This window comes from Mycobacterium sp. (genome assembly GCF_035570115.1).
GTDB lineage: Bacteria > Actinomycetota > Actinomycetes > Mycobacteriales > Mycobacteriaceae > Mycobacterium.
Genome location: NZ_DATMLH010000023.1, coordinates 1 through 23951, shown reverse-complemented (window position 1 = coordinate 23951; position 23951 = coordinate 1). Strand labels below are relative to the sequence as shown.

20 protein-coding genes are annotated in these 23951 nt (G+C 64.5%); 12 read left to right on the top strand and 8 right to left on the bottom strand.

Annotation, left to right across the window (positions count from 1 at the left end; translation table 11 throughout):
* Positions 1-283 (bottom strand): hypothetical protein (locus VNW74_RS01555; protein ID WP_325674847.1); only part of this gene is annotated, 283 nt, incomplete at its 3' end.
* 230 nt (positions 284-513) lie between these two features.
* On the opposite strand from VNW74_RS01555, the gene VNW74_RS01550 reads away from it, so the two are divergent.
* Entirely contained in the window at positions 514-1245 is a 732-nt protein-coding gene (locus VNW74_RS01550; protein ID WP_325674846.1) for an enoyl-CoA hydratase/isomerase family protein, read from the top strand.
* Positions 1246-1388: 143 nt separating this feature from the next.
* Here the strand turns inward: VNW74_RS01550 and VNW74_RS01545 are convergent, their stop codons facing one another.
* Entirely contained in the window at positions 1389-1787 is a 399-nt protein-coding gene (locus tag VNW74_RS01545; RefSeq protein ID WP_325674845.1) for an SRPBCC family protein, read from the bottom strand.
* The gene (locus VNW74_RS01540) at positions 1774-4995 is read right to left on the bottom strand and encodes an AAA family ATPase (protein WP_325674844.1); all 3222 of its coding nucleotides are present in this window, start codon (positions 4993-4995) and stop codon (positions 1774-1776) included. The genes VNW74_RS01545 and VNW74_RS01540 overlap by 14 nt, the downstream gene beginning before the upstream one ends.
* 148 nt (positions 4996-5143) lie before the next feature.
* Between VNW74_RS01540 and VNW74_RS01535 the strand changes: the two genes are divergently transcribed.
* From VNW74_RS01535 to VNW74_RS01520, 4 genes are all read left to right on the top strand, one after another.
* The gene (locus tag VNW74_RS01535) at positions 5144-5440 is read left to right on the top strand and encodes a hypothetical protein (protein WP_325674843.1); all 297 of its coding nucleotides are present in this window, start codon (positions 5144-5146) and stop codon (positions 5438-5440) included.
* Positions 5440-7083: a 2-polyprenyl-6-methoxyphenol hydroxylase-like oxidoreductase gene (locus VNW74_RS01530; protein ID WP_325674842.1), complete on the top strand. Its 1644-nt coding sequence runs from the start codon at positions 5440-5442 to the stop codon at positions 7081-7083. Before VNW74_RS01535 ends, VNW74_RS01530 begins: the two co-directional genes overlap by 1 nt.
* A 118-nt stretch (positions 7084-7201) precedes the next feature.
* Entirely contained in the window at positions 7202-8044 is an 843-nt protein-coding gene (locus tag VNW74_RS01525) for an IclR family transcriptional regulator (RefSeq protein WP_325674841.1), read from the top strand.
* A gap of 103 nt (positions 8045-8147) precedes the next feature.
* The gene (locus VNW74_RS01520; RefSeq protein WP_325674840.1) at positions 8148-8612 is read left to right on the top strand and encodes an SRPBCC family protein; all 465 of its coding nucleotides are present in this window, start codon (positions 8148-8150) and stop codon (positions 8610-8612) included.
* Here the strand turns inward: VNW74_RS01520 and VNW74_RS01515 are convergent.
* Genes VNW74_RS01515 through VNW74_RS01495 form a run of 5 tightly spaced genes read right to left on the bottom strand, consistent with a single transcriptional unit; the run spans position 8597 to position 14892 of the window.
* Positions 8597-10105, bottom strand: a complete 1509-nt coding sequence (locus VNW74_RS01515) for an AMP-binding protein (RefSeq protein ID WP_325674848.1) — start codon at positions 10103-10105, stop codon at positions 8597-8599. The genes VNW74_RS01520 and VNW74_RS01515 overlap by 16 nt on opposite strands.
* Positions 10090-10863, bottom strand: a complete 774-nt coding sequence (locus VNW74_RS01510) for an SDR family oxidoreductase (RefSeq protein ID WP_325674839.1) — start codon at positions 10861-10863, stop codon at positions 10090-10092. Before VNW74_RS01510 ends, VNW74_RS01515 begins: the two co-directional genes overlap by 16 nt.
* A gap of 1 nt (position 10864) precedes the next feature.
* Entirely contained in the window at positions 10865-12478 is a 1614-nt protein-coding gene (locus VNW74_RS01505; protein ID WP_325674838.1) for an AMP-binding protein, read from the bottom strand.
* Between the two features lie 52 nt (positions 12479-12530).
* Positions 12531-13271, bottom strand: coding sequence for a GntR family transcriptional regulator (locus VNW74_RS01500; protein ID WP_325674837.1), 741 nt, complete (start codon positions 13269-13271; stop codon positions 12531-12533).
* Entirely contained in the window at positions 13264-14892 is a 1629-nt protein-coding gene (locus VNW74_RS01495) for an SMP-30/gluconolactonase/LRE family protein (protein ID WP_325674836.1), read from the bottom strand. Before VNW74_RS01495 ends, VNW74_RS01500 begins: the two co-directional genes overlap by 8 nt.
* A 155-nt stretch (positions 14893-15047) precedes the next feature.
* Here VNW74_RS01495 and VNW74_RS01490 point away from each other — a divergent pair, with 155 nt between their 5' ends.
* The 7 genes from VNW74_RS01490 to VNW74_RS01460 all read left to right on the top strand — a co-directional run.
* On the top strand, positions 15048-15896 hold the full coding sequence (locus VNW74_RS01490; RefSeq protein ID WP_325674835.1) for an SDR family oxidoreductase: 849 nt from the start codon (positions 15048-15050) through the stop codon (positions 15894-15896).
* On the top strand, positions 15896-17281 hold the full coding sequence (locus tag VNW74_RS01485; protein ID WP_325674834.1) for an aromatic ring-hydroxylating dioxygenase subunit alpha: 1386 nt from the start codon (positions 15896-15898) through the stop codon (positions 17279-17281). Before VNW74_RS01490 ends, VNW74_RS01485 begins: the two co-directional genes overlap by 1 nt.
* The gene (locus VNW74_RS01480) at positions 17278-19149 is read left to right on the top strand and encodes an NAD(P)/FAD-dependent oxidoreductase (protein ID WP_325674833.1); all 1872 of its coding nucleotides are present in this window, start codon (positions 17278-17280) and stop codon (positions 19147-19149) included. The genes VNW74_RS01485 and VNW74_RS01480 overlap by 4 nt, the downstream gene beginning before the upstream one ends.
* Complete coding sequence (locus VNW74_RS01475) at positions 19142-20077, top strand: SDR family NAD(P)-dependent oxidoreductase (RefSeq protein WP_325674832.1); 936 nt, start codon at positions 19142-19144, stop codon at positions 20075-20077. Before VNW74_RS01480 ends, VNW74_RS01475 begins: the two co-directional genes overlap by 8 nt.
* On the top strand, positions 20070-21275 hold the full coding sequence (locus tag VNW74_RS01470; RefSeq protein WP_325674831.1) for a CoA transferase: 1206 nt from the start codon (positions 20070-20072) through the stop codon (positions 21273-21275). Before VNW74_RS01475 ends, VNW74_RS01470 begins: the two co-directional genes overlap by 8 nt.
* A 12-nt stretch (positions 21276-21287) precedes the next feature.
* Positions 21288-22994 (top strand): thiamine pyrophosphate-binding protein, encoded by a 1707-nt coding sequence (locus tag VNW74_RS01465; protein WP_325674830.1) that lies wholly within the window; start codon positions 21288-21290, stop codon positions 22992-22994.
* A 15-nt stretch (positions 22995-23009) separates the two neighbouring features.
* Positions 23010-23951: aldehyde dehydrogenase family protein (locus VNW74_RS01460; protein ID WP_325674829.1), on the top strand; the 942-nt coding region annotated here is incomplete at its 3' end.

The window sequence follows — 23951 nt, the reverse complement described above, 5'->3', positions numbered from 1 at the left end:
CAAAGCCGGGGCCGCCCCAACCACGACCGCCCCAACCGGGGCCGCCCCAGCCGTGACCGCCCCAGCCACGTCCACCGGGTCCGCCCCAGCCGCGTCCACCGGATCCGCCCCAGCCGTGACCGCCCCCACCGGGACCGCCCCAGTTGGCCAACTGCGCGTGCTGTATCACACTCGGAGCTGCCGGTGGCGGCGGAGCGGCGTTGGCGGCACCCGCCAGTCCGATCGCCGAAAAGCCAATCGCGCCAGCGATTACACCAGTGCCGACGATTTTCTTGAGGATCATGGCAATTCCCTTCTTGCTCCTTTTCACCCACGCCATCCAGGGCGCGTCGTGGGGCTACAACAAGAATCTGACATGGCCCTTGCCGAAAGCTTGTGCCGCAGCTCACAACTGGTTTTCGCCGCCGCGGACTGTCTCACAACCGGCCGGTTTCACCGAAAGTCCGTGACTTCTTCGCCGCGAGTTGTAAAGCTAGCAGCCATGTTGGAGCTATACCGCAGAGCGGAGGACGTGTGATAAGTCCAGAGGTCGCCGACGGTGTGACGATAGTTCGAATCGACCATCCGCCGGTCAATGCGCTCGACCTGGATTTGCTCGACGCCATCATCGCCACGATGCGCAACGTCGAAGGGCCCGTCGTCATCACCGGCGGGGGTCGGTGTTTCTCGGCCGGCGTCGATCTGCGCGCGCTTGTCGACGGCGGCGCCGAGTATGCCGAGCGCTTCGTCACTGCGCTGTCGGAGGCCTTTCTTGCGGTCTTCGACCACCCGGCACCGGTGGTTGCCGCGATCAACGGGCACGCCATCGCCGGCGGGTGCGTCTTCGCCATGTGCGCCGACGTGCGACTCATGTCCGCCGGGACGGTCGGCCTCACCGAGCTTGCGGTCGGTGTCCCATTCCCGGTGGCAGCGCTCGAGATATGCCGCTTTGCGATGGGGCCATCGGTGGTCCGGGCAGCGCTGCGGGCCAACACGATCGACGCGGACACCGCGTTGGCCCAAGGATGGATCGACGCGGTTGTGCCGAGTGACGACCTGATTCCCCAGGCGACGGCGATCGCGCGTGAACTCGGTCAGTACTCCCCGGCTGCGTACGCGGCCACCAAGCGACAGCTACACCAGCCGGCTCGCGCCGTGATCGATGCGGGCGCGGAAGTGGATACCAAGGTTCGGGCGAGTTGGATGACGGAGGAGACCCGCGGCCGCATCGCCGCATTCGTCGAGGCGCTTGCCCGCGGCCGCTGAGACAGCTCCAAGCTCTCAACTGTTGGCGAACGGAGTTCAGCGTCGTTGTCCGCAAAGACGTCAGAACGCCGGACAAAATCCGGAAAAATGCGACAGTGCCGGATCGCTACCGTCCTGACCCCGTGGTCAGCCCCGACGGTAGGTTATTCGCTCACCGCCGCTAGTTGCCCTAACTTCCGTAGGGACGATCCGATTATTTCGCGCTGCATGTCCAAGCGCGCTGCTTCGGCTTCGGGGACGTCAACGTGCACGGAAATCTTTGTGCCGCCGCTGTCTGCAGGTTCGAGATGCCACTGGAATACCAGATCGGAGACCATGCAGGAGATGGTGACGCGCCTGTCTTGGGGCCGGGCGTTCAGAGTCTGCGGCATGGGGAAGTCGGGATAGCCTTCGACGAACATTGTGTAGTTCTTCTCGTCGTCGGCGGGCGTGGTCGACGCGATACCGGTCCACCACTCGGGAAATCGTCCAGGGTCGTAGAGCAGCATCCAGACGTCTTCTGGTGGGGCGGAGCTTTGCGTCGAATCGTCAAAGCTTGGCATGTGCGCTCCCGTTGTTGAGTTGGGATAAATCGGCCAGCACGGTGTCGAGTTCTTCGGCCGGACAGATCTGTCCGATCACCGGCCGCCCGAGGTCGGCCAGCGCCGCAGTCGATCCTGTGGCGTCCTCAGCGGTGACGCGGCGGCGCCAGCCCGCGGCGGCGCGCTTCAGATAGCGCTGCGCCGCCACGCGTTCGCCCTTCGCGGCGGCGATCAACCCGCGTGCCGACGCCATTCGCGCGACGAGCGTATCGGGCCAGTCGGCAGCCCCGACTGGCTCCAGCACCGTGGCCGCAAGCTCCTGTTCGGCTTCGGTGAGCCGGCCCAGACGAGTCAGCGCCTCGGCGCACTGCAAACGTGCCAATGGCCGTCCAATCGAGGCGTTTTCGACGTTCAGTGCCCGTGCCAGGAACTCGGCGGCTTCGTCGTAATATCGCGCGCGCAACAGGACCCGGCCCGTTTCGGCGTCGGCGGTCGCGGCGAGTTCCGGGCCGCCGATCCGTTGCGCTAATCGCTGCGTAGATTTGGCGACGCGGATTGCCTCTTCGTGGCGACCGAGTCGAGACATCAGCCATGCGCGCGAGAGTTGCACATCGGCGTCGATGGCCAGCGGCAGGCTCCCACTGCCGGGCACGGTTCCGATTTCGTCAAGTAGTTGAAGGGCCTCACCGTAGCTGCCGGTCGAGGCCAGACCGGCCGCGGCGTTGAGCAGCGACCCGTACACGAGGTCAAGGCGTCCGATCGAGCGGGCGATCTGCGCGGCTGCACGCCCCTCATCGGCGACCTCCTGGAAGCGGCCTTGCCGGATACGGGCCAGAGTGCGGGCGATATGGCGGCGGATGTCGCGGATCGGGTCGACGGGCAGTCGCCGACATTGTGTGTCGACGCTGTCCAGAAGCTCCTCGCAGGCACCTGGGTCGCCGGCCATCGCCTCGCATAGCGCCAGAAACGCTTGGGCTTGAAGCCGCAACCGCAACGCCGAAACGCCCGCGGTATCAAGCACTTCTAAGGCGCTCGTGACCGAGCTCCGGGCAACGATGGGGCGGCACAATGGGCCGGTGTTCCACTCGGCCCAGCGGATATAGGCGCTCGCAAGCCCGAGTCGATCATCGGTGGCTTCGAGTACGTGCGCCGCGCTTTCGAAACGCGCCTGTGCCTGGTCGGCCATCCCGCGGTGCGCCGCGACACCGGCAAGCTCCAGGACTATGTCGGTGTTGGCGGGCTGCAGGGCCGACGCCTCGGTTAGTAACTCCTCGGCGCGGCTGAGCGCCCCGAGCGACATCGCATGGTTTGCCGCCCGCACCAATAGCCCCGCCGACCCGTCACGATCACCCGCGGTGAGCAGATGCCGGGCGGCCTCACCGGCCAGCTCCGGGCCGCCGTGGTCGTCGAGATCACGCGCCGCAACAGCGTGCAGCCGGATCCGTTGCAGCTGCGGCAGGTCGGCGTAGTAGGCTTCACGCACCAGGGCGTGTCGGAAATCGATTGCGCCATCGACGATCTGCAACAATCCGGCATCGGCGGCCGCTTCGAACGCAGTGTCGAACTCGGGACCGTCGCAGGCCCCGGCCCTGCGGCAAGCGTCTTCGATCCTCAGCGCGCGCCCGGCAACCGCCATGACCTCGCACAACGACCGTGATGACGGGGGCATGTGTCTGCGGGCGGCGCGCACAGTCGAGCGCAGACCTTCAGCGAGGGCCACGTCACCGCGCGCGATGGTGCGAGACGCCTCAATGGCCAATAGCGCATTGCCATCGGCAGACGCGATGACGGTGCCGATCGCATTTTCATCGACTAGCCCGGCGTGGCGTGCGATCTCGGCGATATCGGTATCTGCAAGGGGTTCCAGGTCGACATCGGCGAGCAGCGCCGCGCAATGACGCGCCTGGTGCTCAGCGTCGGCCAGCGCGGCGGGCAGCGAACGGTTGCGTCGCGTCCACACCAGCAGCACCGGCATGCCCTGCACCCGTCGGCAGGCGCGTGCGAGCACCACCGCGCTGGCCTCGTCGCAGCCGTGCATGTCCTCGAGGACCGCCAGCACCGGCGCCTGTGCCGCGGCGTAGGCGAGCAGATCCAACAGTCCTTCGGTGATCCGGGCCTGCTCGAAGTCGGGCGGGCCGGGTGCCGCCGGCTGCATCAATGTAGGCAGCAGCGGAGCCAGCGCCGTGGTAAACGGCTCGCCGTCGGGAACGCCACCCAGGGCGTGCAGCAGCGCGCTGCCCAACTCGGCCCATGGCCAATAGGGCGGACAACCGATTGCTGACGTGGTACCAAATGCGGTCAGACCACCGGTGTTGCCGGCCAGTTCGGTGAGCTCGGCGATCAATCGGGTCTTTCCCAGGCCAGGCGCACCGCTGACGACTGCTACTCCGCCGGCACCCGAACGCGCGGAGCGCCAGGCCCGCGCGAGCGCTTGAAGCTCGGCATCGCGGCCAACCAGTGGAGTCGTGGCCAGTCGGCGCAACTCATGGCCGGCGCGGATATTCGGATGCCGACTCTGCTTGCGGCTGCGGATCTTTTCGGCTAGCTGCCAGGTTTCGTCCGCGGGAGCGATCTTCAATTCGTGGCGGAGCCGCTCGACGATGCGCGTGTAGACCGCCAGAGCGCGCGAGCGATCGTCGGCTTCGTCGTAGCGCCGCATCAGCAGACGGGCGCAGGTTTCCGAAAGCGGGTTTAATTCCAGGGCTTGCCGCGCCCGCTCAATCGCCAACGCTGAATCCCCGTTAGCGGCGGCCTTGTCCGACTGATCCCTCAGCAGCGCAATCACCTTGTCGCGGTGGGATTCTCGTGCCAGAATCGCCCACTCATCATCTAGGCCGGCGAGCAGGTCGCCCGAAGAGATAGCCAGCGCCTCGTCGAGACGGCCGTCGGCGACCAGTTCGTCGAATAGGGCGACATCCACCTCGGCGTTGCGCAATCCGATGCGGTTGCGTGAGGTGTCCAGAACCGTGTCGGCGTGCTGGCCGAACGCTCGGCGTAGTGCCCACAGCGCCGTACGCACGCTGCTGCGTGCGGCCGCATCGGGGACATCGGGCCACATCGCCGAGGCGATTTCGGAACGGCTGCGCGAACCGGCATGAATGGCCAGCCACCCCAGCAGCGCCACTGCTCGAATGCTTTCCGGCAGCGCGATTACACCGCCGTCGACATCGATGCGTATGTCCCCCAGCACACGAACCGAAGCCGACGCGCCCGAATTGTCGGTGGCCATTGTGTCTCCTGGTGACCGTTTGCGCTGGTCAATCATAACAGCGGGTTCTCCGGAATGGTGGTTGCTGAGTGATTGACGCTGGATTGACGGTCGGTTTCCGACGCTGGGCTCGACACGTTGACCGCATCGCTCATTAGGAGAGACCACCATGTCCCACATAACGCGAGCGCCGGTTGCGACTCCGCATACCGCGTCGGCCACCCGATCAGCGCCGTCCGCGCCGGGCAAGCAGGCGCCAGCCTTGATTACCGAGAGGGAGGTTTTGCTCAGCACGGCGGCGGCTGTGTCGGCGCGCTCGGCCGGCCGCCCTTGGCTAGGCATAACGCTGATTGCCCGACTTGACCGCATGCTGACCGCGCTCACCCAGCCCCGGCCGCACTGCGCACGCCGCGAGCCGGTCTATTTCGAGACGGCACGGATGTCGCGGGCGATGGAGCGACTGTGATGGCGGGGACGCCGTCGGCGGGGCCGGCACATGCGGTGGTACTGGGCGCCAGCATGGGCGGACTTCTGGCCGCCAGGGTGCTCGGCGACTTCTACCAAAAAGTCACGATTGTCGAACGAGATATGCTGCCCGTAGCGCCAGTGAACCGGCGAGGCGTCCCGCAGGGCAGGCAAATTCACGCTATCCAAGCGCGTGGTACGCAGATCCTCGACGAGTTGTTCCCCAACTTCGTTGATGAACTGCGGGCTGGCGGTGTTATGAGCTGGGATGACGGTGACTTGTCGAAGTTGTGTGTTTCGGTTGCAGGGCATCAACTGGTCCGGTCCGGCAAAGTGCCTAATTCCCAAACGATTTCAGTCTCATTTGCGAGCCGGCCCTTCCTCGAATGGCATGTTCGGCGGCGTGTGCGGGCCATTCCGAACGTGATATTCCTCGAGGGCCATGATGTGGTGGGCCTCAGCGCGACACCGGCTCGTGACCGTATCACCGGGGCGCGGGTCGTCAACCGCGACACCACCCACGAGGCAACGCTCACTGCCGATCTGGTCGTCGACGCGACCGGACGCGGTTCTCGGACGCCGAACTTCCTAGAAGAACTGGGCTACGGCCGGCCCTCGCAGGACGAGTTGACAGTGCACCTGGCCTACGCCTGTCAACTACTGCGCCTCCCACCCGGCGCTGTCGAGGAACATATGATCGCGCTGTTCCCCGTCCCGGGACGGCCGAAGATATTTGGCTTGTTCAAGTACGAAAACGACACGTGGATGTTCAGTGTCGGTGCTTTGGCGGGACTGCAGCCACCAAGCCAGCCTGCCGACATGTTGCGATTTGTAGCCGATTTCGCTCCCGCTCACGCGCTGCAAGCCATTCAAACGGGCGAACCGCTCGGCGACGTCGCGCACCATCGCGTTCCGTCTAACCGCTGGCGGCGCTACGACAAAATGCGCCGAACACCCGACGGTCTAGTGGTATTCGGCGACGCAGTGTGCAGCTTCAACCCAATCTACGGACAGGGCATGACGATCGCCGCCATCGAAGCCACCGTGCTGCGCGAGTGTCTGCGCCGCGGACAGCGCAACCTGCCGCGGCGCTTCTTCCGCGCCAGCGCCAAAAAAATCCGGGTCGCCTGGCAGACCGCCGTCGGCTCCGACTTGGCCTTGCCAGAAGTGGTGGGCCCGCGACCGCTATCGACACGTATCAGCAATGCGTACCTGGATTGGGTGATGACCGCCACGGAGACCGACCCCACTGTCGCTGGTCAATTCATCCGGGTAATCGGGATGATTGACCCACCAACTCGACTGCTGCGCCCGTCGATCGTGCTGCGCATCGCACAGGCCAACCGGGTCCGGCGATCTGAAGGGCGGCAGCGCATCTCGACAGCCGCGAAGCCGCTGCCGACACCGCAAGACCCAGCTCGGGGAGTACGCCCGTCCCAACAAACGGACGAACGGACTCCACCAATGAATGCCGCCATAATCGACAGGCATCCAACGGACCTCACCCGCCACGCTGGTTCGACTTCCACCAACATCGACGTTCCAGCCGGGTGCAGGAATGAGCGTCCACAGAATCTACCAGCCGAGAGAATCCAGAACAACGTCGATGACGACAACCGTCCCGTCACGATCTTCGCCTGGTGACGGCGCACCGCTCAGACCGCGATCGTAAGCCCAATCCTTCACGGCCGCTTGAGATGTCAGCAAGCAAAATACATCGATGCCGTGATCAAGCTCGGCGTAGTTTGCGAAGGCAAGGCCCATGAATATCTCGGCAGCTGCATCGTTAGCACCTGCGGCCGGCGCAGCACTGTGCACCCCGGTTGCCAGATCAGGGCAGCTGGGAGCACCGATACCACCAGGCGCGGCGCAGCGGGGAGTCCTTGACGGCGCGTTCGCTGTCTTGGACGCACTTGCTCACGCCGAGGAGGGCGTTGGACTGACCGCGCTGGCTCGCGCAACCGGGTTAGCCAAAACGTCCACGCATCGGCTCGCCGAACAACTCGTCATGCTTGGCGCGGTGCAGTGCGTCGAGCACCGCTATTATGTCGGGCTGCGGATGTTGCGCATCGGGCAACGCTGGCAGCCTGACCCGCTGCTACGGCGCATCGCGCAAGCGCCAATCCATACCCTTGCCGTGCAATCGCACGCCGTAGCGTCGCTGCGGATCCTGCATGAGAACCGGCTGCAATGTGTCTGCGCTACCGTGCCCCACGGCCACGCCTACACGCCCGGCCCGGCCGACTCCGAGTCGATCGCCCGCACCGCGACCGGACGCGTCCTCTTTGCGACCCAACCCGCCGGTGACTGGACGCTTCCTCACTGCTGGACTCGACGCGAATGGCGCAACATGCGCGAGTCTCTCCGCGATCCGCGCGCGACGGTGATCGACCATCAGGACGCGATCGTCGGCATGTGTTGCGTATCGGCGCCCGTGTGGGGGTCGAATGGGAGCTGCGCTGGCGCCACCACCGTCACAGTTCACGCAAACGACTTACCCGCTGGCCTACCCGCCCTCGTGTCATACACCGCGGGCCGCATCGGCGCCGCCCTTCGGCAGCTAGAGTGCGACGAACCATGTCCTGACAGAAGCTGGCGCGACTGAAGATTGACAGACTTTCGCGGCGCGCCCAGCTTTTGCCAAAGTAGGTAGGCGTGTCTTGTCAATCTTTTCTACATCTCGACAACAGCGGCTAAGTTAGCCCATTGTGAGCTTGTGGATCACCCACGCCGCGGAGACGCTGACCGAAGAGATACCCGCGGCACCCGACACCGTGCGCGACTTTTACGTGGATCTGGACAACATCAAAGTCGTGCACCCGCTGGTCGTTTCGGTGCAAACCATATCGCGCATCGAGACCGCGCACGGTTACCAGCACACCTATCGGGTGCGCGACCGTATCCCGTTGGGAGCGTTCGCAATCCGAATAAGCTATTGGGCTAGGGTCGAGGTTGCGGTGCACGGCGACGTGATCACCGAGGCGCGTCAGTTCCCCCGGGTGCGGCTGAACGGCATCGTGACATTCGAGCCGATCGACGCGGGCACTCGTCTCACCGAGCGGCTGCGGATTGCGGCTCCCCGTCCGCTGGCTGCGATGACCCGACGTGAAGCGGTGAACGCGCACATCGCGATGCTGTCGGGCATCCGCAGTCACTTTCAGTCACTGCGGTGAGTCGCCAGTTGTTGACGTAGTTCTCGCTTGAGCACCTTGCCGTAGCTGTTCTTCGGTAGCTGCTCGACGGTCAGGTAGCGCTTGGGGCGTTTGAAGCGGGCGATCCGCTGCAGCAGATGCGTGTCGAGCTCGTCGGGTTCGGCGGCGCCGACGATGAACGCGACCACGATCTCACCCCACTCCGCGTCGGGTGCTCCGACCACGCACGCTTCCGACACACCGGGATGTTCCAGCAGCGCCTCTTCCACCTCCCGGGGATAGATGTTGGTGCCGCCGCTGATCACGACATCTTTCGAACGGTCATGCAGCGTCAGGTAGCCGCGCGCATCGAAGGAACCCATGTCGCCGGTGCGCAGCCAGCCGTCGCGTAACGTCGCGGCGGTGGCCGTCGGGTTGTGCCAGTAGCCGCACATGACAACGTCGCCGCGGCAGACGATCTCACCGATCTCATCCACGCCCGCCGGTGTGTCGTCAGCGCGCAGCACCGCGACTTCCATGCCCGACCGCGGGTAGCCGACCGAGCCCAGGAGCGCATCGTCGGCGCCCTGGTAGTCGGCGCGGCGCAAGCCGGTGATGGTCATCGGCGACTCGCCCTGCCCGTAAATCTGGGCGAAGACCGGTCCGAACGCCGCCAGTGCCCTCTTGATGCCGTCCACATACATCGGTCCGCCGCCGTAGACGATTGTCCGCAGCTGGCTCGGGCATGCGCGGCCGGTAGCTCGGGCTGTGTCGACGACGCGCTGCACCATGGTCGGTGCGAGGAAGGCGCTGCAGCCCGGATGCTGCTCACACAGATCCAGGAATTCGCCCGGCTCGAATCCGCCACGCTGCGGCACCACCTGGCGGGCGCCACGCAGCACGTAGGCCGGAATGTAAAGGCCGGAACCGTGCGACATCGGTGCGGCGTGCACCAGGCTGCAGCCCTCGTCGGGTGCGTCGATGTCGGCCAGGTGGGCGATCGTCACCGCCATCAGGTTGCGGTGGGTGAGCATGGCGCCTTTCGCCCGGCCCGTCGTCCCGCTGGTGTAGAACAGCCAGGCCAGCGCCGACGGATCCGTGCGTGGCGCCGTGCCGGGCTCAGCGGTCATCCGGCGTGAATAAGCTTCTTCCTCAACGCTTTCCACCGCGAAGCCGCAATCCGAGGTTAGTTCGGCAGCGATTGTCGCCGAAGCAAAGACTTGCGATACGCCGGCATCTTCCAGGATTTGGATCATCTCGCGCGGATGTAGCTTGTAGTTGATCGGAACGGCGACGCATTCCGCCGCCCAAATCCCGAACAGCAGTTCAACGATCTCCGGGCGGTTCTCACTGATGATCGCGATCCGCGCAGCCGCCGGACACTGCCCGCGGATCGAGCCTGCCAGGTGTAGTGCGCGGTCCCGCAACTCCTGCCAAGTACAGCAGCGCCGCTCGCCGTGATACACCGCCCCACCATCAGGAAAGCGCTGCGCGGTCTGCGCCAGCAGCGCGAACAGGTTCACCGGGCCGTCCACTCCGATGTCAGCGCGAACTTCGACAGGTACTTCGTGGAGCTCCACCCGCCGTCGACCACGATCGTCTGCCCATTGATGAAGCTGCCGCCGGGGGAACACAAGAACGCGACTGTGCTCGCCACGTCGTCGACGGTGCCCAACCGCTGGTGCGGTGTCATCTCGGTGTTGATCCGGCGGAATCGCGGATCCTGCAAGCGTTCCTCGGTCATCGCCGTCTGGATCACACCGGGAGCCACCGCGTTGCAACGTATTCCGTGCGCCCCGTACTGGCAGGCGATGTGGGTGGTCAGCGCGGTGAGCCCACCTTTGGCCGCGGAGTAGGGGCCGCCGCGAAGACCGCCTACGACGGCGAACGTCGAGGTGATGTTGATGATCGCCGAGCCGGGCTGCATGTGCGGCAAGACGTCCCGTGCCAGCCGGAACGGCGCGCGCAACATCACATTGAGGAAGTAATCCAGTGTCTCGTCGTCGGTTCCGTGCAGCGGCGTGGGGTTTCCCACTCCGGCGTTGTTGATCAGAAAGTCGATACGACCCCAACGTTCGACCGCGGTTTCGACGATGCGTCGGGGTGCCTCGTCGTCGGTCAGGTCGACCGCAACGGTTGCGATACGGTCGGCAGCACCGATGGCCGCGGCCAACTCGGCCAGTCGCTCTTCATTGCGGCCGGTCGCCAACACCGCCATTCCCATCTCGGCGAGCTTGGTCGCGCAGCCGAAGCCGATACCGCCCGTTGCGCCGGTTACGATCGCTACCTGCATGTCATCCGTCCGTCTTCATCAGGGCCGCCTGGATCTGGTGTTTGAGCACCTTGCCGGCGTCATTTCTCGGGAGTTGCTCCCAGATAACCACTTGTTCAGGTGATTTGAATGTGGCGACGCCGTGTGCCTGCAGGAAACTGCGTAGGCTTGCGACGTCGGGCCGCGGCTGATCTGTCGGCACGATGACAGCACACGCACGCTCCCCGGTGCGGGGATCCGGCAGACCGACGACAGCGATCTCCGCGATACCGGGATGGTCGATGAGAATGTCCTCGACCTCTTTGGGCGCGATATTCTCGCCATTCCGGATGATGACGTCTTTGGCTCGTCCGGTGACCACGAGGTAGTCGTCGTCGACCCAGCGCGCGAGATCGCCGGTGCGGAAATATCCTTCGGAGTCGAACGATTCGGCTTCGTCGTCCGGGTGCAGGTAACCGACCAGCATCTGCGGGCCGCGTGCATGGATCTCGCCGCCACCGGCGGCCTCGCCGCGAAGTGTGACGTGCGCGAATCCGGCGCGTCCGTCGGTGTCCGCGGCACGGTCGGGGTCGAGCGGGGCGCCGACTGTCGTCACCGGAACTTCGGTCGAACCGTACACGCGCGTGACGACGGCACAGTCGAGATACTCACTTGCTCTGCGGATCAACGACGGTGGCACCGACGCGCCGCCGCAGATGAACAGCTTCAGTTCCGGCAACCGGGTGCCGGCGCGCTCGGCGGCGGCCAGTATCTGCTCCAGAAATGGTGTCGCTCCTGAAACGTTGGTGCAGTGCTTCGAAAGGATAAGCTGCACCGCTTCATCGGCGTTCCAGCGCTCCATCAAGACCGCGGACGTGCCCAATAGCAGGGGACATTCGAACGCGTAGATGGAGCCGCCGATGTGTGCGATCGGCGACATCACCAGAAATCTGTCGCCAGGCTGGACCTGCCAGTATTCGCGGATCTGGCAGATCAGCGCGTGCATCGAGTTATGGCTATGCAGAACGCCTTTCGGTCGGCCCGTGGTCCCGGATGTGTAGAGGATCATGCGCACCGCATCCGGATCCAGGGTGGGTAGCCTGACTGCCGGTTGGTGACGCTGCAGTAAGGACAGAAAGGGTGTGTGCCCGGACGAGGGCCCAGGCTCGCCGCGCACCACGACGACCTCGGGTGGGGAACTCAGCTGTTCTGTGACCCGCGCCAACATCGATGCGTAGTCGTGCCGTCCGAAAGTCGATGGCACGAAAACCATCCGAGCGTCCGCGTCATTGAGAATGAAGAGCAGCTCGCGATCCCGCAGTGACGGCAGGATCGGGTTCACCACCATTCCGGCCATCGTCGCCGCCAGGTAAATGATCGTGGCCTCATGCCAATTGGGCAGCATCAGCGACACCACGCTGGCCGTCGGCATGCGGGCCAGCAGCGCTTGCGCCAGTGCCGACGCCTGTTCGTAGAGGCTTCGGCAGTCCAGCTGGCATTCGCCGTCGATCACCACAATCCGCTCGGGTGTGCTCCGCGCGGCCTCGACCAGCGAGTCGGCCAGGGTGCCACGCACCCACCACCCGCGTGCATAGGCGTCAGCGGCCCGCTGGTCGTCCCAGCGGACCCGTCGTCCACCGATCAGTTTTCCGGTCACGTCGCTTGACATCCCTGATATAAGCCGATTTACGCCGATCTACCCGTTGAGGTTAGCCGCGGACCCGTCGCATCGTCATCGAGTGACGGAACCGCGCGGCGGGATGCGTATTGATCGTCACCTGCGCAACCTCGCCGTCGGACGTGGTGTAGGTGCGGTGCACTTCGAGGGCCGGGCTGCCGCCCTCAACGCTGAGCTCCTGGGCGAGCACTGGTGAAATCAGCACCGCGGCGATCTCCTGACGAACCTCGACGATGCTCAACCCGAAGAGGTCTTCGATCAGCGGGAATATCGGACCGGTATGCCGCGGTAGCAATCTGCCGACAGCCGCGAACGCCCGGTTGATGTAGTACTCGGTCCGGCACACTGGAAACTTCGCGCCCTCGACTTGCCGAAAACCGCGCACGGCCAACCATTCTTCCCCGCCGGTAAGCCCGGTGCGGGTGGCCAGATCGTCATCGATCACCACCATTCCGGTCGAATTGATGGCGAATTGCGCACCTGTCGCGAAGGCCAGCAGGTCGTTGATCGAGACGACGTCCTGGACGTAGGAGTCCGAGGAGGGCCGCGGCACCACGAGCGTGCCGGCCCGCGGCCGCGACGCCACGAGATTGTCATCGCGTAGCCGCCGCAACGCCTCCCTGACTGTGTAGCGGCTGACCGAAAAACGCTCGCACAGTTGATGTTCGGTAGGAAGTTGTGATCCCACCGGGTACACTCCGTCGACGATCTCTTTCCGCAGTGCCCGTGCGACCTGCAGATAGCGGTGGTCAGTTGATCGGTCGTCAGCCATGGCCAACTTCTCTACGTTGTTGTCTGGGTTCTTGCCGAACTGCCAGCACGCTGCCCTCCGCGTCGGCCGAGACATAGAGCGTTCCGTCGGGCCCGGCGGCAATGCCGGCGAACGGTCCCTGCGGCCCGGAGAACGGTGGCATCCCCTTCAGCGGCTTGGGGACCACGCCCGGCGGAGCGCCGAGCGGCAACCCGGAGGCGATGGTGTGCCGCCTCGCGTCTTCCAGATCAATCGCGATCAACGCTTTGGCGTCGGCGTCGACGACGTATAACCGCCGCCCGAGCACCAGAATGCCTTGCGGCCGTTGCAAGTCGTCCACCACGGTATGCACGCCGGAACCGTCAAGTCTGACCACGCGACCGGCGCCCGCTTCGGAGACCAGACAGGTGCCGTCGGGGGCAATTGTCACTCCGATCGGATCGTGCAGGCCCGAAGCGATCACGTCCGTCCGCCCAGACTTGATCGACACCACTCGTCCCGTCCCGAGCTCGACGGCCACTACGGCCCCGTCGGCGGTGATCGCCACCCCGTAAAGCTGATCGAATCCGTCTGCCAGTACCTCGGATTCGTGCACGGCGGGCCGGTAGCGCGAGACCTGGCCGCCCGAAGTGGTGACGACGAACTCGCCGGGTCCTGCCGTTGCCAGCCCACGCAGGAAACCCGGGTAGCCCGGGGTGAACAGCATTCCCACGGTCTGCAAGGTGTGATCGGGCGCCACGACGTAGAAATAGGTGCCATCGGCGACGTAGAGGTTGCCGTCGGGGTCGACGACCAGATCCAGCGGCCAGTTCAGGCCGCCCGGTAACACCGTCGCAGTCTTGCCGCCGTCGAGGATTTCGGTGATCTCGCCGGTGAAATTCGAGACGAACAGCCGGTTCCCGACGAAGGTCGCGTTGTCCAGGCCCGGGTTGAGGTCGGCCAGCACTGTCTGGTCGCCGGTACGCGGGTCGATCCGCAACACCTGGCCGCTGTGCACCTGAGTCGACACAATGCGGCCTGCCGAATCGAACTTCACCGAATCCGGCACACCGAGGCCGGTGGCGACGCACTCCGGCGCGCCGCCGTCAGGATCGATCCGCCAGATTTCGTTGGCGCCCATCACCGGGAAGTACAACAAGCCGTCCGGGCCGACCTCCATCGCGTTGGGGGACGGGACATTCTCGAGCAACACCCGCGGTTCGCCACCGCCCAAGTCAAGCTCGAGAAGCCGCCCGCCTTCCCGACATTCGCCGATGAACAACCTGCCCTGGTGCACCGTGATCCCATTGGCGGATGGGACGTCGTCGCGCAGCACCCGGGTGTGGCCGTCCGCGCCGCGCGCGCTGACCCGACCGTCCATGACCTCGGTGGCGTAGAGGTTGCCGCGCGGGTCAAAAGCTACGTCGTCGGGCGCGATGATGTCGCCGCCCTTGGGGCTGATGGTCTCCAGCCGACCGGTCGCGATGTCGAGGGCGCTGATCTGGCTACCGGTCACCTGGGCGACGTAGATCCGGCCGTCGGGGCCCGTCCGCAGGCCATTAGCGCCGAACAGCCGACTCGGCGGGATAAGCCGGTCCAGACGCCAGCCCTCAGCGAGACTCGGCGAGATTCCTGCACCGGAGCGCCCTTCTTGTAGCAACATCGGTGATGACCTCCGGCCGGTGACGTTAGCAACCGAGTGTGGTCCAGACAATAGTTCGCGGTGGCCTTAGCAGCACCCCTTGACGCCTAGCTATTTGCAGAGAATCATATTCTCAATTATGCGTATCTGCCTATTTTGTCCGGACAAAATCTATAGTGGCCGATAACCTGCTCAGTCTTGATCATCGCGTGGTGGTGGTCGCCGGCGCCGCGGGCGGCGGTATCGGCACGACCGTCACCCGCATGGTCGCCGAGGCCGGCGCAACGGTGATCGCGGTCAGCCGGGGCAAGGAAAATCTCGACGACCATATTGGCCCGCTGATCGAGCGGGGCCTGTCGATCGTCCCGGTGGCCGCCGATGTCGCGACCGACGACGGGGTGGCCGCCGCGATGGAGCAGGCGGTGCGGGCCGACGGCGACCTGCACGGGCTGGTCAACGTGGCCGGCGGGGCCGCGCCGTCGACATGGATGCCATCGACCCGGGTGACCCGCAGCGACTGGCGCGACTTGTTCACCCAAAACCTGGAAACCACGTTCTTCATGAGCCAGGCGATTGCCGCGGAACTGAAAGCACGCAAACGTCGCGGGTCGATCGTCTCGATCTCCTCGATCAGCGGCATGAACACCGCGCCGTTCCACATCGCCTATGGCACGGCCAAGGCGGCGGTCGTGGCGATGACCCGCACAATGGCCGTAGAACTGGCCCTCGATGAGATTCGGGTCAACGCGGTAGCGCCGGGGATTACCGCGACGCCTGCCTCGCGCACCTACGTCGATGAAGACGCCGAGCGTGATCGCCGTGCCATCGCGATGGGCCGGCGCGCCCGTCCCGAGGAAATCGCCGGCGCCATCCTGTTCCTGTTGTCGGACCTGTCCAGCTACATCACCGGCCAAGCGCTTCTGGTTGACGGCGGCCTGGACCTCAAGTGGACACATTTGGACGCCGACAACACCTCGCTTTTCCTCAAAGACGACTCCTTCCGAGCGGCGATCAGGAGGATTTGATGACGGGTCTAGCCAAAGATTTGAATTCCACAGCGGCCGAAGAACTTTCGAGACCGACGACGATCGGTGTCGAAGCGTATATCAGCGAGAGCTACGCCCGCGCCGAGCGCGACAGGCTATGGCGAAAGGTCTGGCAGCAGGTTGGCCGTGTCGAAGAGCTGCCCGAGGTGGGCAGTTACCTGACCTACGACATTCTCGACGACTCGATCATCGTGGTGCGCACCGGAGACAACGAATTTAACGCCCACCACAACGTCTGCATGCACCGCGGCCGCCGCCTGATCGACACACCCGAGGGGGCGAAGAATGCCCGTGGCCGCGCCCGCAAGTCGTTCGTCTGCGGCTTCCACGGCTGGACCTATGGCCTGGACGGGGCGTGCACGCACATCCGCGAACAGCAGGACTGGCAGGGAGCGCTGACACCTGAGAACACCCACCTTCGACCGGTCAAGGTCGACACCTGGGGTGGTTGGTTGTGGATCAACATGGACCCCGACTGCGAGCCGCTGGCCGACTACCTGTTTCCCGCCGCAAAGATTCTCGACCCGTTCGGCCTCGAGAACATGCGCTACAAGTGGCGCAAGTGGCTGCACTTCGATTGCAACTGGAAGGTCGCACTGGAGGCGTTCAACGAGACCTACCACGTCTACACAACCCATCCGGAGTTCAACAAGTTCGGCGAATTCAAGGGATGGGCCAAGGCGCAGGGCAAACACAGCAATATCGGCTATGACGCTCCGAAGGACATGGAGGCCACCAAGTCCAAGATCCGGCTCGGCATTGGTGCCGATTCGCGTGTGTCAACCGCAGAGATGCAGGTGTACACGATGGAGGAGACCAACGCCACCACCACCCAGACGCTGGTGAACGCCGCCAAGCGGCTGGTCGACGAATTGCCGGAGGGGACACCGGCCGACAAGGTTCTCGAGCACTGGCTGGCGTCGGCGCGCCGAGACGACGAAGCGCGTGGTGTGATCTGGCCGACGATTCCGTCCGACATCCTCGGCCAGGCGGGGACCGCATGGCAGATCTTCCCGAACTTTCAGATCGGGCAGGGCCTGACCAGTGCGCTCTGCTACGGCGCGCGGCCGCACCCCAGCTACAACCCCGACAAGTGCATTTTCGAGGTGTCGGTGTTCGAGCTGTGCCCGAAAGGTCAAGAGCCGCAGACCGAGTGGGAACGCACACCGGTCGGTGACCCTCGGTGGCGGTCGGTATTGCCGCAGGATTTCTCGAACATGGCCGCAGTGCAGCAGGGCATGAAATCGCTTGCGTTCCCCGGTACCAAACCCAATCCCTACCGAGAGCGAAGCACTGTCAACCTCCATCACCAACTGTCGAAGTACATGGGTACCGGCGAACCGCAGGAGCTTTCAGATAGATGACCCAGTTTGATAGGCGGTCGGATACCTGCCCCCCGACGCAGACGCCGGACGACATCGATATCGACGCGCTGCGAGAGAAGTACTTATTCGAGCGCGATAAGCGGCTGCGTCCGGAGGGCTCGAAGCAGTACTTGGAAATCAAGGACGAGTTCTCGAAATTCGCCGAGGTCGATCCCCACACGCCCGTGACACCACGCACGCCTATCGACGAGGACATCGACGTGGCGGTGCTCGGCGGCGGCATCACCGGGCTGCTGGCGGGCGCGTACCTCAAGAAGGCCGGCGTCGATGACCTGCACATCATCGAGATGGGCGGGGACTTCGGCGGGGTCTGGTACTGGAATCGTTTCCCGGGAATCCAGTGCGACAACGACGCCTACTGCTACATCCCGATGCTGGAAGAACTCAACTACATTCCTTCGAAGAAGTTCGCCGACGGCGCCGAGATCTACGAGCATTGCCGTCGCATCGCAAAGCATTTCGGGCTCTACGACGGCGCGATCTTCTCCACCCAGGTTCGCGCGGTGCGCTGGGATGAGACGATCAAGCGCTGGCGGTTGAGCACTAATCGCGGTGACGACATTCGTGCCCGGTTCGTGGTGATGGCGCAGGGCTCTTTCAACCGGCCAAAGCTGCCCGGAATCCCCGGCATCAAGGACTTCAAGGGACATATGTTCCATTCCGCTCGCTGGGATTACGACTACACGGGTGGGGGTGCCAACGGCGGACTGCACAAGCTCCATGACAAGCGTGTTGCGCTCGTCGGTACTGGTGCGACCGGCGTGCAGCTGGTTCCGCACTTGGGCCGAGACGCCCAGCATCTCTACGTCTTTCAGCGCACGCCGTCATCGGTGGACGTGCGAGGCAACGAGCCGACGGACCCGCACTGGGCGGCTTCCCTGCAGCCCGGCTGGCAAGAACAACGCAAGCGCAACTTCCACCGCTGGTCACCGTTGGGGGAAGGTGCGGTGTTCGACGAGCCAGATCTCGTGTGCGATTTCTGGACTGAACTAGGGCGCAACCTGACCGCGCGAATCGCGGCTGCCGACGATCCCACGGCACTGACCATCGAGCAGATAATGACCTTCCGCGAAGAAGAGGATTACAAGGTCATGGAGCGGTTGCGGCAACGCGTCGAGGAGCTCGTCGACGACCCGGAGACCGCTGAAGCGCTCAAACCGTACTACCGGTTCATGTGCAAGCGGCCCTGCAGCAACGACGAATACCTGCCGACGTTCAACCGCCCGAACGTCACGCTGGTTGATGTGTCGAAATCCAAAGGCGTGGAACGACTAACCAAGAACGGGATTGTCGCCAACGGCATTGAGTATGAAGTCGACTGTGTCATCTTCGCCAGCGGTTTCGAGATCACCACCGACATCGGCCGCCGGTACGCAGTCGATGTGATCGAGGGCCGCGACGGCCTGTCGCTCTTCGATCACTGGCGTGACAGCTACAAATCACTCCATGGGATGACCAGCCGAGGCTTTCCCAACCAGTTCTTCACCGGCTTCGTTCAGGGCGGCGTGGCAGGGAACACCACGGCGATGCTCGAGCAACAGGCCGAGCACATCGCCTACATCATTTCCGAAGCAATAGCGCGTCGCGCGACCACCGTCGAGCCGAGCCAGGAAGCTCAAGATAACTGGGTCAAGACGATCCGCAATACCTCGATAGACACTTCGGAATTCGCCGTCTCGTGCACACCTGGCTATTACAACAATGAGGGTGGCGGTGGCGGCGAGGGCATCCGCTCGGCCATCGGCGATCCCTACATGCCGGGCTTCTACGTGTTCGACGACTTGCTCAAGGAATGGCGTGCAAATGGCGATCTAGACGGTCTGGTACTTGAGAACATAGATGGCTGATTTGAGATTCGACGGCAGGGTAGCGGTCGTCACCGGGGCTGGCCGAGGGCTCGGCCGCTCCTACACCATGCTGCTGGCATCGCGCGGAGCGAAGGTCGTCGTCAACGACCCCGGCAGCAGCCTCGCCGGCGAGGGAATGGACGCTGTGCCGGCTGACCACGTCGTCGGCGAGATAACCGCCGCCGGAGGACAAGCCGTCGCGTGCACCGAGTCCGTCACCACCCGCGAAGGCGGCGATGCGATCATCCGGACCGCGCTCGAACATTACGGCCGCCTCGACATCCTGATTCACAACGCGGGCAACGTTCGTCGCGGCTCGCTGAAGGAGATGAGCCACGAAGACTTCGACGCCGTGCTCGACGTGCACTTGCGCGGCGCATTTAACGTTGTGCGGCCGGCGTTCCCGGTCATGTGCGAGGCCGGTTACGGGCGCATCGTGCTGACTTCCTCCATCGGCGGCCTGTACGGAAACCAGGGCGTCGCCAACTACGCGGCCGCGAAGGCCGGCGTGATCGGTCTGTCCAATGTCGCGGCCCTCGAAGGTGCGGCCGACGGCGTGATATGCAACGTGATCGTGCCGGCTGCGGTGACAAGAATGGCCGCCGGTATCGACACCTCGACCTACCCACCGATGGGCCCGGAGCTCGTTGCGCCCGTGGTGGGTTGGCTCGCACACGAAACCTGTTCGGTGACTGGGGAGATGTTCATCGCGCTGGCGGGTCGGGTGGCGCGAGCGGTCATCGCCGAAAGCCCCGGCGTGCATCGGCCAACCTGGACGGTCGAGGATGTTGGCGAACATCTCGATGCGATTCGAAACATTGAGGCGCCGCTGGTTTTTCCGGTCGTCCCTGACGGTCATGACCAGCATATCCGCTGCAGCTTCGAACTCGCGCAACGTTCCAGCGGCCGAGGCGTACTTCATGGCTAGCCGGACGGGCACGGGACCGCTGACCGGCGTGCGGGTAATCGACCTCACCGCAATGGTGATGGGACCGTACTGCACGCAGATCATGGCCGATATGGGCGCTGACGTGATCAAAGTCGAACCGCCACAGGGCGATAACACCCGTTACATCTCGGTCGGTCCCGCGCCCGGCATGAGTGGGGTGTTCGTCAACGTCAACCGCGGCAAGCGCAGCATCATGCTGGACCTGCAAACCGATGCCGGAACGCGGGCGGTGCGCGCACTTGTTGAGACCGCCGATGTGTTCATCCACTCGATGCGCGCCAAAGCGATCGCCAAGCTCGGCTTCGCCTATGAAGACGTCGCCGCGATCAACCCAGAGATCGTCTACACCAATTGCTACGGGTACGGGCGCCGCGGACCCCACCGCGACCGGCCCGCCTATGACGACACGATCCAGGCTGAATGCGGCCTGCCGGCGGTACAACAGCAACTGACCGGAGAGGCTGACTACGTCGGAACCATTATGGCCGACAAGGTCGCCGGGCTGACCGCGCTGTACGCGACGACCATGGCGTTGTTTCACCGCGAGCGAACCGGGGAGGGACAGGAAGTCGAGGTCGCCATGTTCGAAACCATGGCGTCGTTCATGCTCGTCGAACACGCCAACGGCGCCCTGTTCGACCCTCCCCTGGGGCCGGCGGTGTATCCGCGCACCGTGGCGCCCAACCGTCGCCCATATCGCACCAGCGACAGCCACATCGCCGCATTGATTTACAACGACAAACACTGGAACGCGTTCATCAACGCAGTGCGGCCGCCGTGGGCCAGCGAGCTGTATTCGACGCTGGAACAGCGCGCACGCCAGATTGACACGGTGTACGGATTAGTGGCCGAGACAATGAAACAGCGCTCGACGCAGGAGTGGCTGGCGCTGCTCGGCGAACTCGAGATACCGGCGGCGCCGCTCAACACGCCAGGCGCCCTGTTCGACGATCCGCATCTCAACGCCGTCGGCATGTTCGAGACCGTGGACACCCCGCACGGACCAGTGCGCTTCCCGGGCGTACCCACCTGGTTTTCCCGGACACCGGGTCGCGTTGCGGGGCCGGCGCCAGAGCTGGGCGCCGACACCGCCGAGATCCTCGACGAACTGGAAAGCCAAGAGGCTGCGCGGCTGCGGGCCGTCGAAAACAACTCGCTCAAAAATAGCTATCCCTAAGGAGTTTTCAACATGGCTGTGCCCGTTTACAAGCGGATCCTCGACCTGTTCGAGGTCGAGGGCGTGAAGACGTTGTTCGGTATCCCGGACCCGAACTTCGTGCACATGTTCCTCGAGGCGGAATCGCGCGGATGGACGGTGGTCTCGCCGCATCACGAAGAGAGCGCCGGGTTCATGGCCGAAGCCGTCTCGCGGATGACGGGCAAGCCGGGCTTGTGCATCGGCACGCTGGGTCCCGGCGTGGCGAATATCGCGGGGGCGATGATGTGCGCCAAGGTGGAGAACTCGCCCGTCATCTTCCTCGGCGGCCAGCGGGCGCGCATCACCGAGCGGCGGGTCCGGCGTGGACGCATCCAGTTCGCCCGCCAGGAAGAACTTTTCGCGCCGACGGTGAAGTACAGCGCGTCGATCGAATATGCCGACCAAACCGATGAAATCATTCGAGAGGCGATTCGGCGCGCGATGTCGACGACGCCCGGCCCGGCTTACGTCGAGTTCCCGTCTCACGTGACTCTGGAAGAGTTGGAAGTCTCAGACCCGCTGCCTCCCAGCGCGTATCGGCTTGTCAACCACGGGGCTGGCGCGCGGGAGATCGCCGAAGCAGCCAGGCTAGTGTGCGAGGCCGAAAACCCGGTCCTGCTGGTCGGACACGGCGTTCACACGTCGCGCACCGGAGAGGCGGTCAGGGAACTGGCCGAGCTGATGGCCTGCCCGGTGATCCAGACATCGGGTGGCACCTCGTTCATCCCCGGTCTGGAGGACCGCACTTTTCCCTACGGTTTCTCGTCTGCGGCAGTCGAGGCCGTGGTCGCGTCGGACCTGTGCATAGCGCTCGGAACCGAGCTGGGCGAACCGGTTCATTACGGCAAGACACGCCACTGGGAACAGAACAACGCCGCTCGCAAGTGGATCTATATCGAGCAGGACCCAACGGCGATCGGGGTGAACCGACCGGTGGACGTGCCGCTGGTGGGAGACCTGCGCGGCGTAGTGCCTCAGCTGGTCGAGGCGCTGAAGGACACCCCGCGATCGCCGTCGGCCGATCTTGCCCGCTGGATCAAACAGGATGCCGACCAGCTTGCCGAACTGGCCGAGACGGCGCCTAGCGGCCGCAGCCCGGTCCATCCGGCGCGCTTCGTGGTTGAGGCGACCAAAGCCTTCCCGCCCCAGGGCATCATGGTCCGCGACGGCGGCGCGACGGTCATCTTTCAGTGGACCTATTCGCTGGCAAAGCCGCACGACGTCATCTGGAACCAGAACTTCGGCCACTTGGGCACGGGCTTGCCCTATGCCGTCGGCGCTTCGGTCGCCGACGGCGGCAAGCGGCCGGTCATGCTGCTGACCAGCGACTCCTCGTTCATGTTCCATATCGCCGAGCTGGAGACCGCCGCGCGTCTAAAGCTACCGCTGGTGTGCGTTGTGGGTGTCGACCACCAATGGGGTCTCGAAGTCGGCGTCTACAAGCGCACGTTCGCTCAGCCGTCACCGCAGCCCGGTGTGCACTGGAGCAAGGACGTACGCTTCGACAAGATCGCCGAGGGCTTCGGCTGTTACGGCGAATACGTGGAAAAGGAAGAGGAGATCGGCCCGGCGATCGAGCGAGCGTATGCCAGCGGCAAGAGCGCTGTTGTGCACGTCTGCATCGACCCGAAGGCGAACTCCGAGGAGATGCCGAACTATGGTGAATTCCGCACTTGGTACGCCGAAGGCACCCAGTAAAAAAGGAAGGTTGTCATGCGCGAATACCTGAAGTTCTACATCGACGGCAGCTGGGTTGACTCGTTGCGGCCCAATAGTTTTGACGTCGAAAACCCGACGACCGAGCAGGTGTCTGGGCAGATCTCGCTCGGCTCGGCCGCCGACGTCGACGTGGCGGTCAACGCCGCCCGGCGCGCTTTCACCAGCTGGTCGCAGAGCACTCGCGAACAGCGCCTCGATCTGCTGGAGGCCATCCTCGCCGAATACACCAAGCGCGCAGGCGATCTCGCCGACGCAGTCACCGAGGAAATGGGCGCGCCGCCGTCGCTGGCCGCCGGCCCGCAGGTCCAACTCGGGCTTGGTCACCTGGTGACGGCGATCGACGTGCTGAAGAACTTCCCCTTCGAGGAACAGCACGGGGCAACGCTGATCGTCAAGGAGCCGATCGGCGTCTGCGGGCTGATCACGCCGTGGAACTGGCCCCTCAACCAGATCGCGGTCAAGGTGTACCCGGCGCTGGCGACCGGGTGCACGATGGTCCTGAAACCGTCTGAGGTGGCGCCCTACTCGGCCTACATCTTCACCGAGATCCTCGATGCCGCGGGAGTGCCGGCCGGTGTGTACAACCTTGTAAACGGCGACGGTCCGGGCGTCGGCGTGGCCCTGGCGAGCCATCCCGACATCGACATGGTGTCGTTCACCGGATCCACAAGCGCTGGCGTCGAGGTGGCCAAGAATGCCGCTCCGACCGTGAAGCGGGTGACTCAGGAACTCGGCGGCAAGAGCCCCAACATTGTCCTCGACGACGCGGGCTTCGCCGACAGCGTCCGCGCCGGTGTGGTCAACATGATGCCGAATTCCGGGCAGAGTTGTAACGCGCCGTCGCGCATGCTGGTCCCGAATTCGCGTATGGCCGAGGCGATCACCATCGCGCGTGAGACCGCCGAGCAGGTGAACGTGGGCAACCCCGGCGATAAA

Bases quoted from the DNA above. Each gene is read 5' to 3' on its own strand.
- VNW74_RS01510 (WP_325674839.1), bottom strand. From the start codon at position 10,863: ATGCAGGTAGCGATCGTAACCGGCGCAACGGGCGGTATCGGCTTCGGC.
- VNW74_RS01465 (WP_325674830.1), top strand. From the start codon at position 21,288: ATGGCTGTGCCCGTTTACAAGCGGATCCTCGACCTGTTCGAGGTCGAG.
- VNW74_RS01525 (WP_325674841.1), top strand. From the start codon at position 7,202: ATGAATATCTCGGCAGCTGCATCGTTAGCACCTGCGGCCGGCGCAGCA.
- VNW74_RS01485 (WP_325674834.1), top strand. From the start codon at position 15,896: ATGACGGGTCTAGCCAAAGATTTGAATTCCACAGCGGCCGAAGAACTT.
- VNW74_RS01530 (WP_325674842.1), top strand. From the start codon at position 5,440: ATGGCGGGGACGCCGTCGGCGGGGCCGGCACATGCGGTGGTACTGGGC.
- VNW74_RS01500 (WP_325674837.1), bottom strand. From the start codon at position 13,271: ATGGCTGACGACCGATCAACTGACCACCGCTATCTGCAGGTCGCACGG.
- VNW74_RS01535 (WP_325674843.1), top strand. From the start codon at position 5,144: ATGTCCCACATAACGCGAGCGCCGGTTGCGACTCCGCATACCGCGTCG.
- VNW74_RS01480 (WP_325674833.1), top strand. From the start codon at position 17,278: ATGACCCAGTTTGATAGGCGGTCGGATACCTGCCCCCCGACGCAGACG.
- VNW74_RS01470 (WP_325674831.1), top strand. From the start codon at position 20,070: ATGGCTAGCCGGACGGGCACGGGACCGCTGACCGGCGTGCGGGTAATC.
- VNW74_RS01540 (WP_325674844.1), bottom strand. From the start codon at position 4,995: ATGGCCACCGACAATTCGGGCGCGTCGGCTTCGGTTCGTGTGCTGGGG.
- VNW74_RS01475 (WP_325674832.1), top strand. From the start codon at position 19,142: ATGGCTGATTTGAGATTCGACGGCAGGGTAGCGGTCGTCACCGGGGCT.
- VNW74_RS01545 (WP_325674845.1), bottom strand. From the start codon at position 1,787: ATGCCAAGCTTTGACGATTCGACGCAAAGCTCCGCCCCACCAGAAGAC.
- VNW74_RS01495 (WP_325674836.1), bottom strand. From the start codon at position 14,892: ATGTTGCTACAAGAAGGGCGCTCCGGTGCAGGAATCTCGCCGAGTCTC.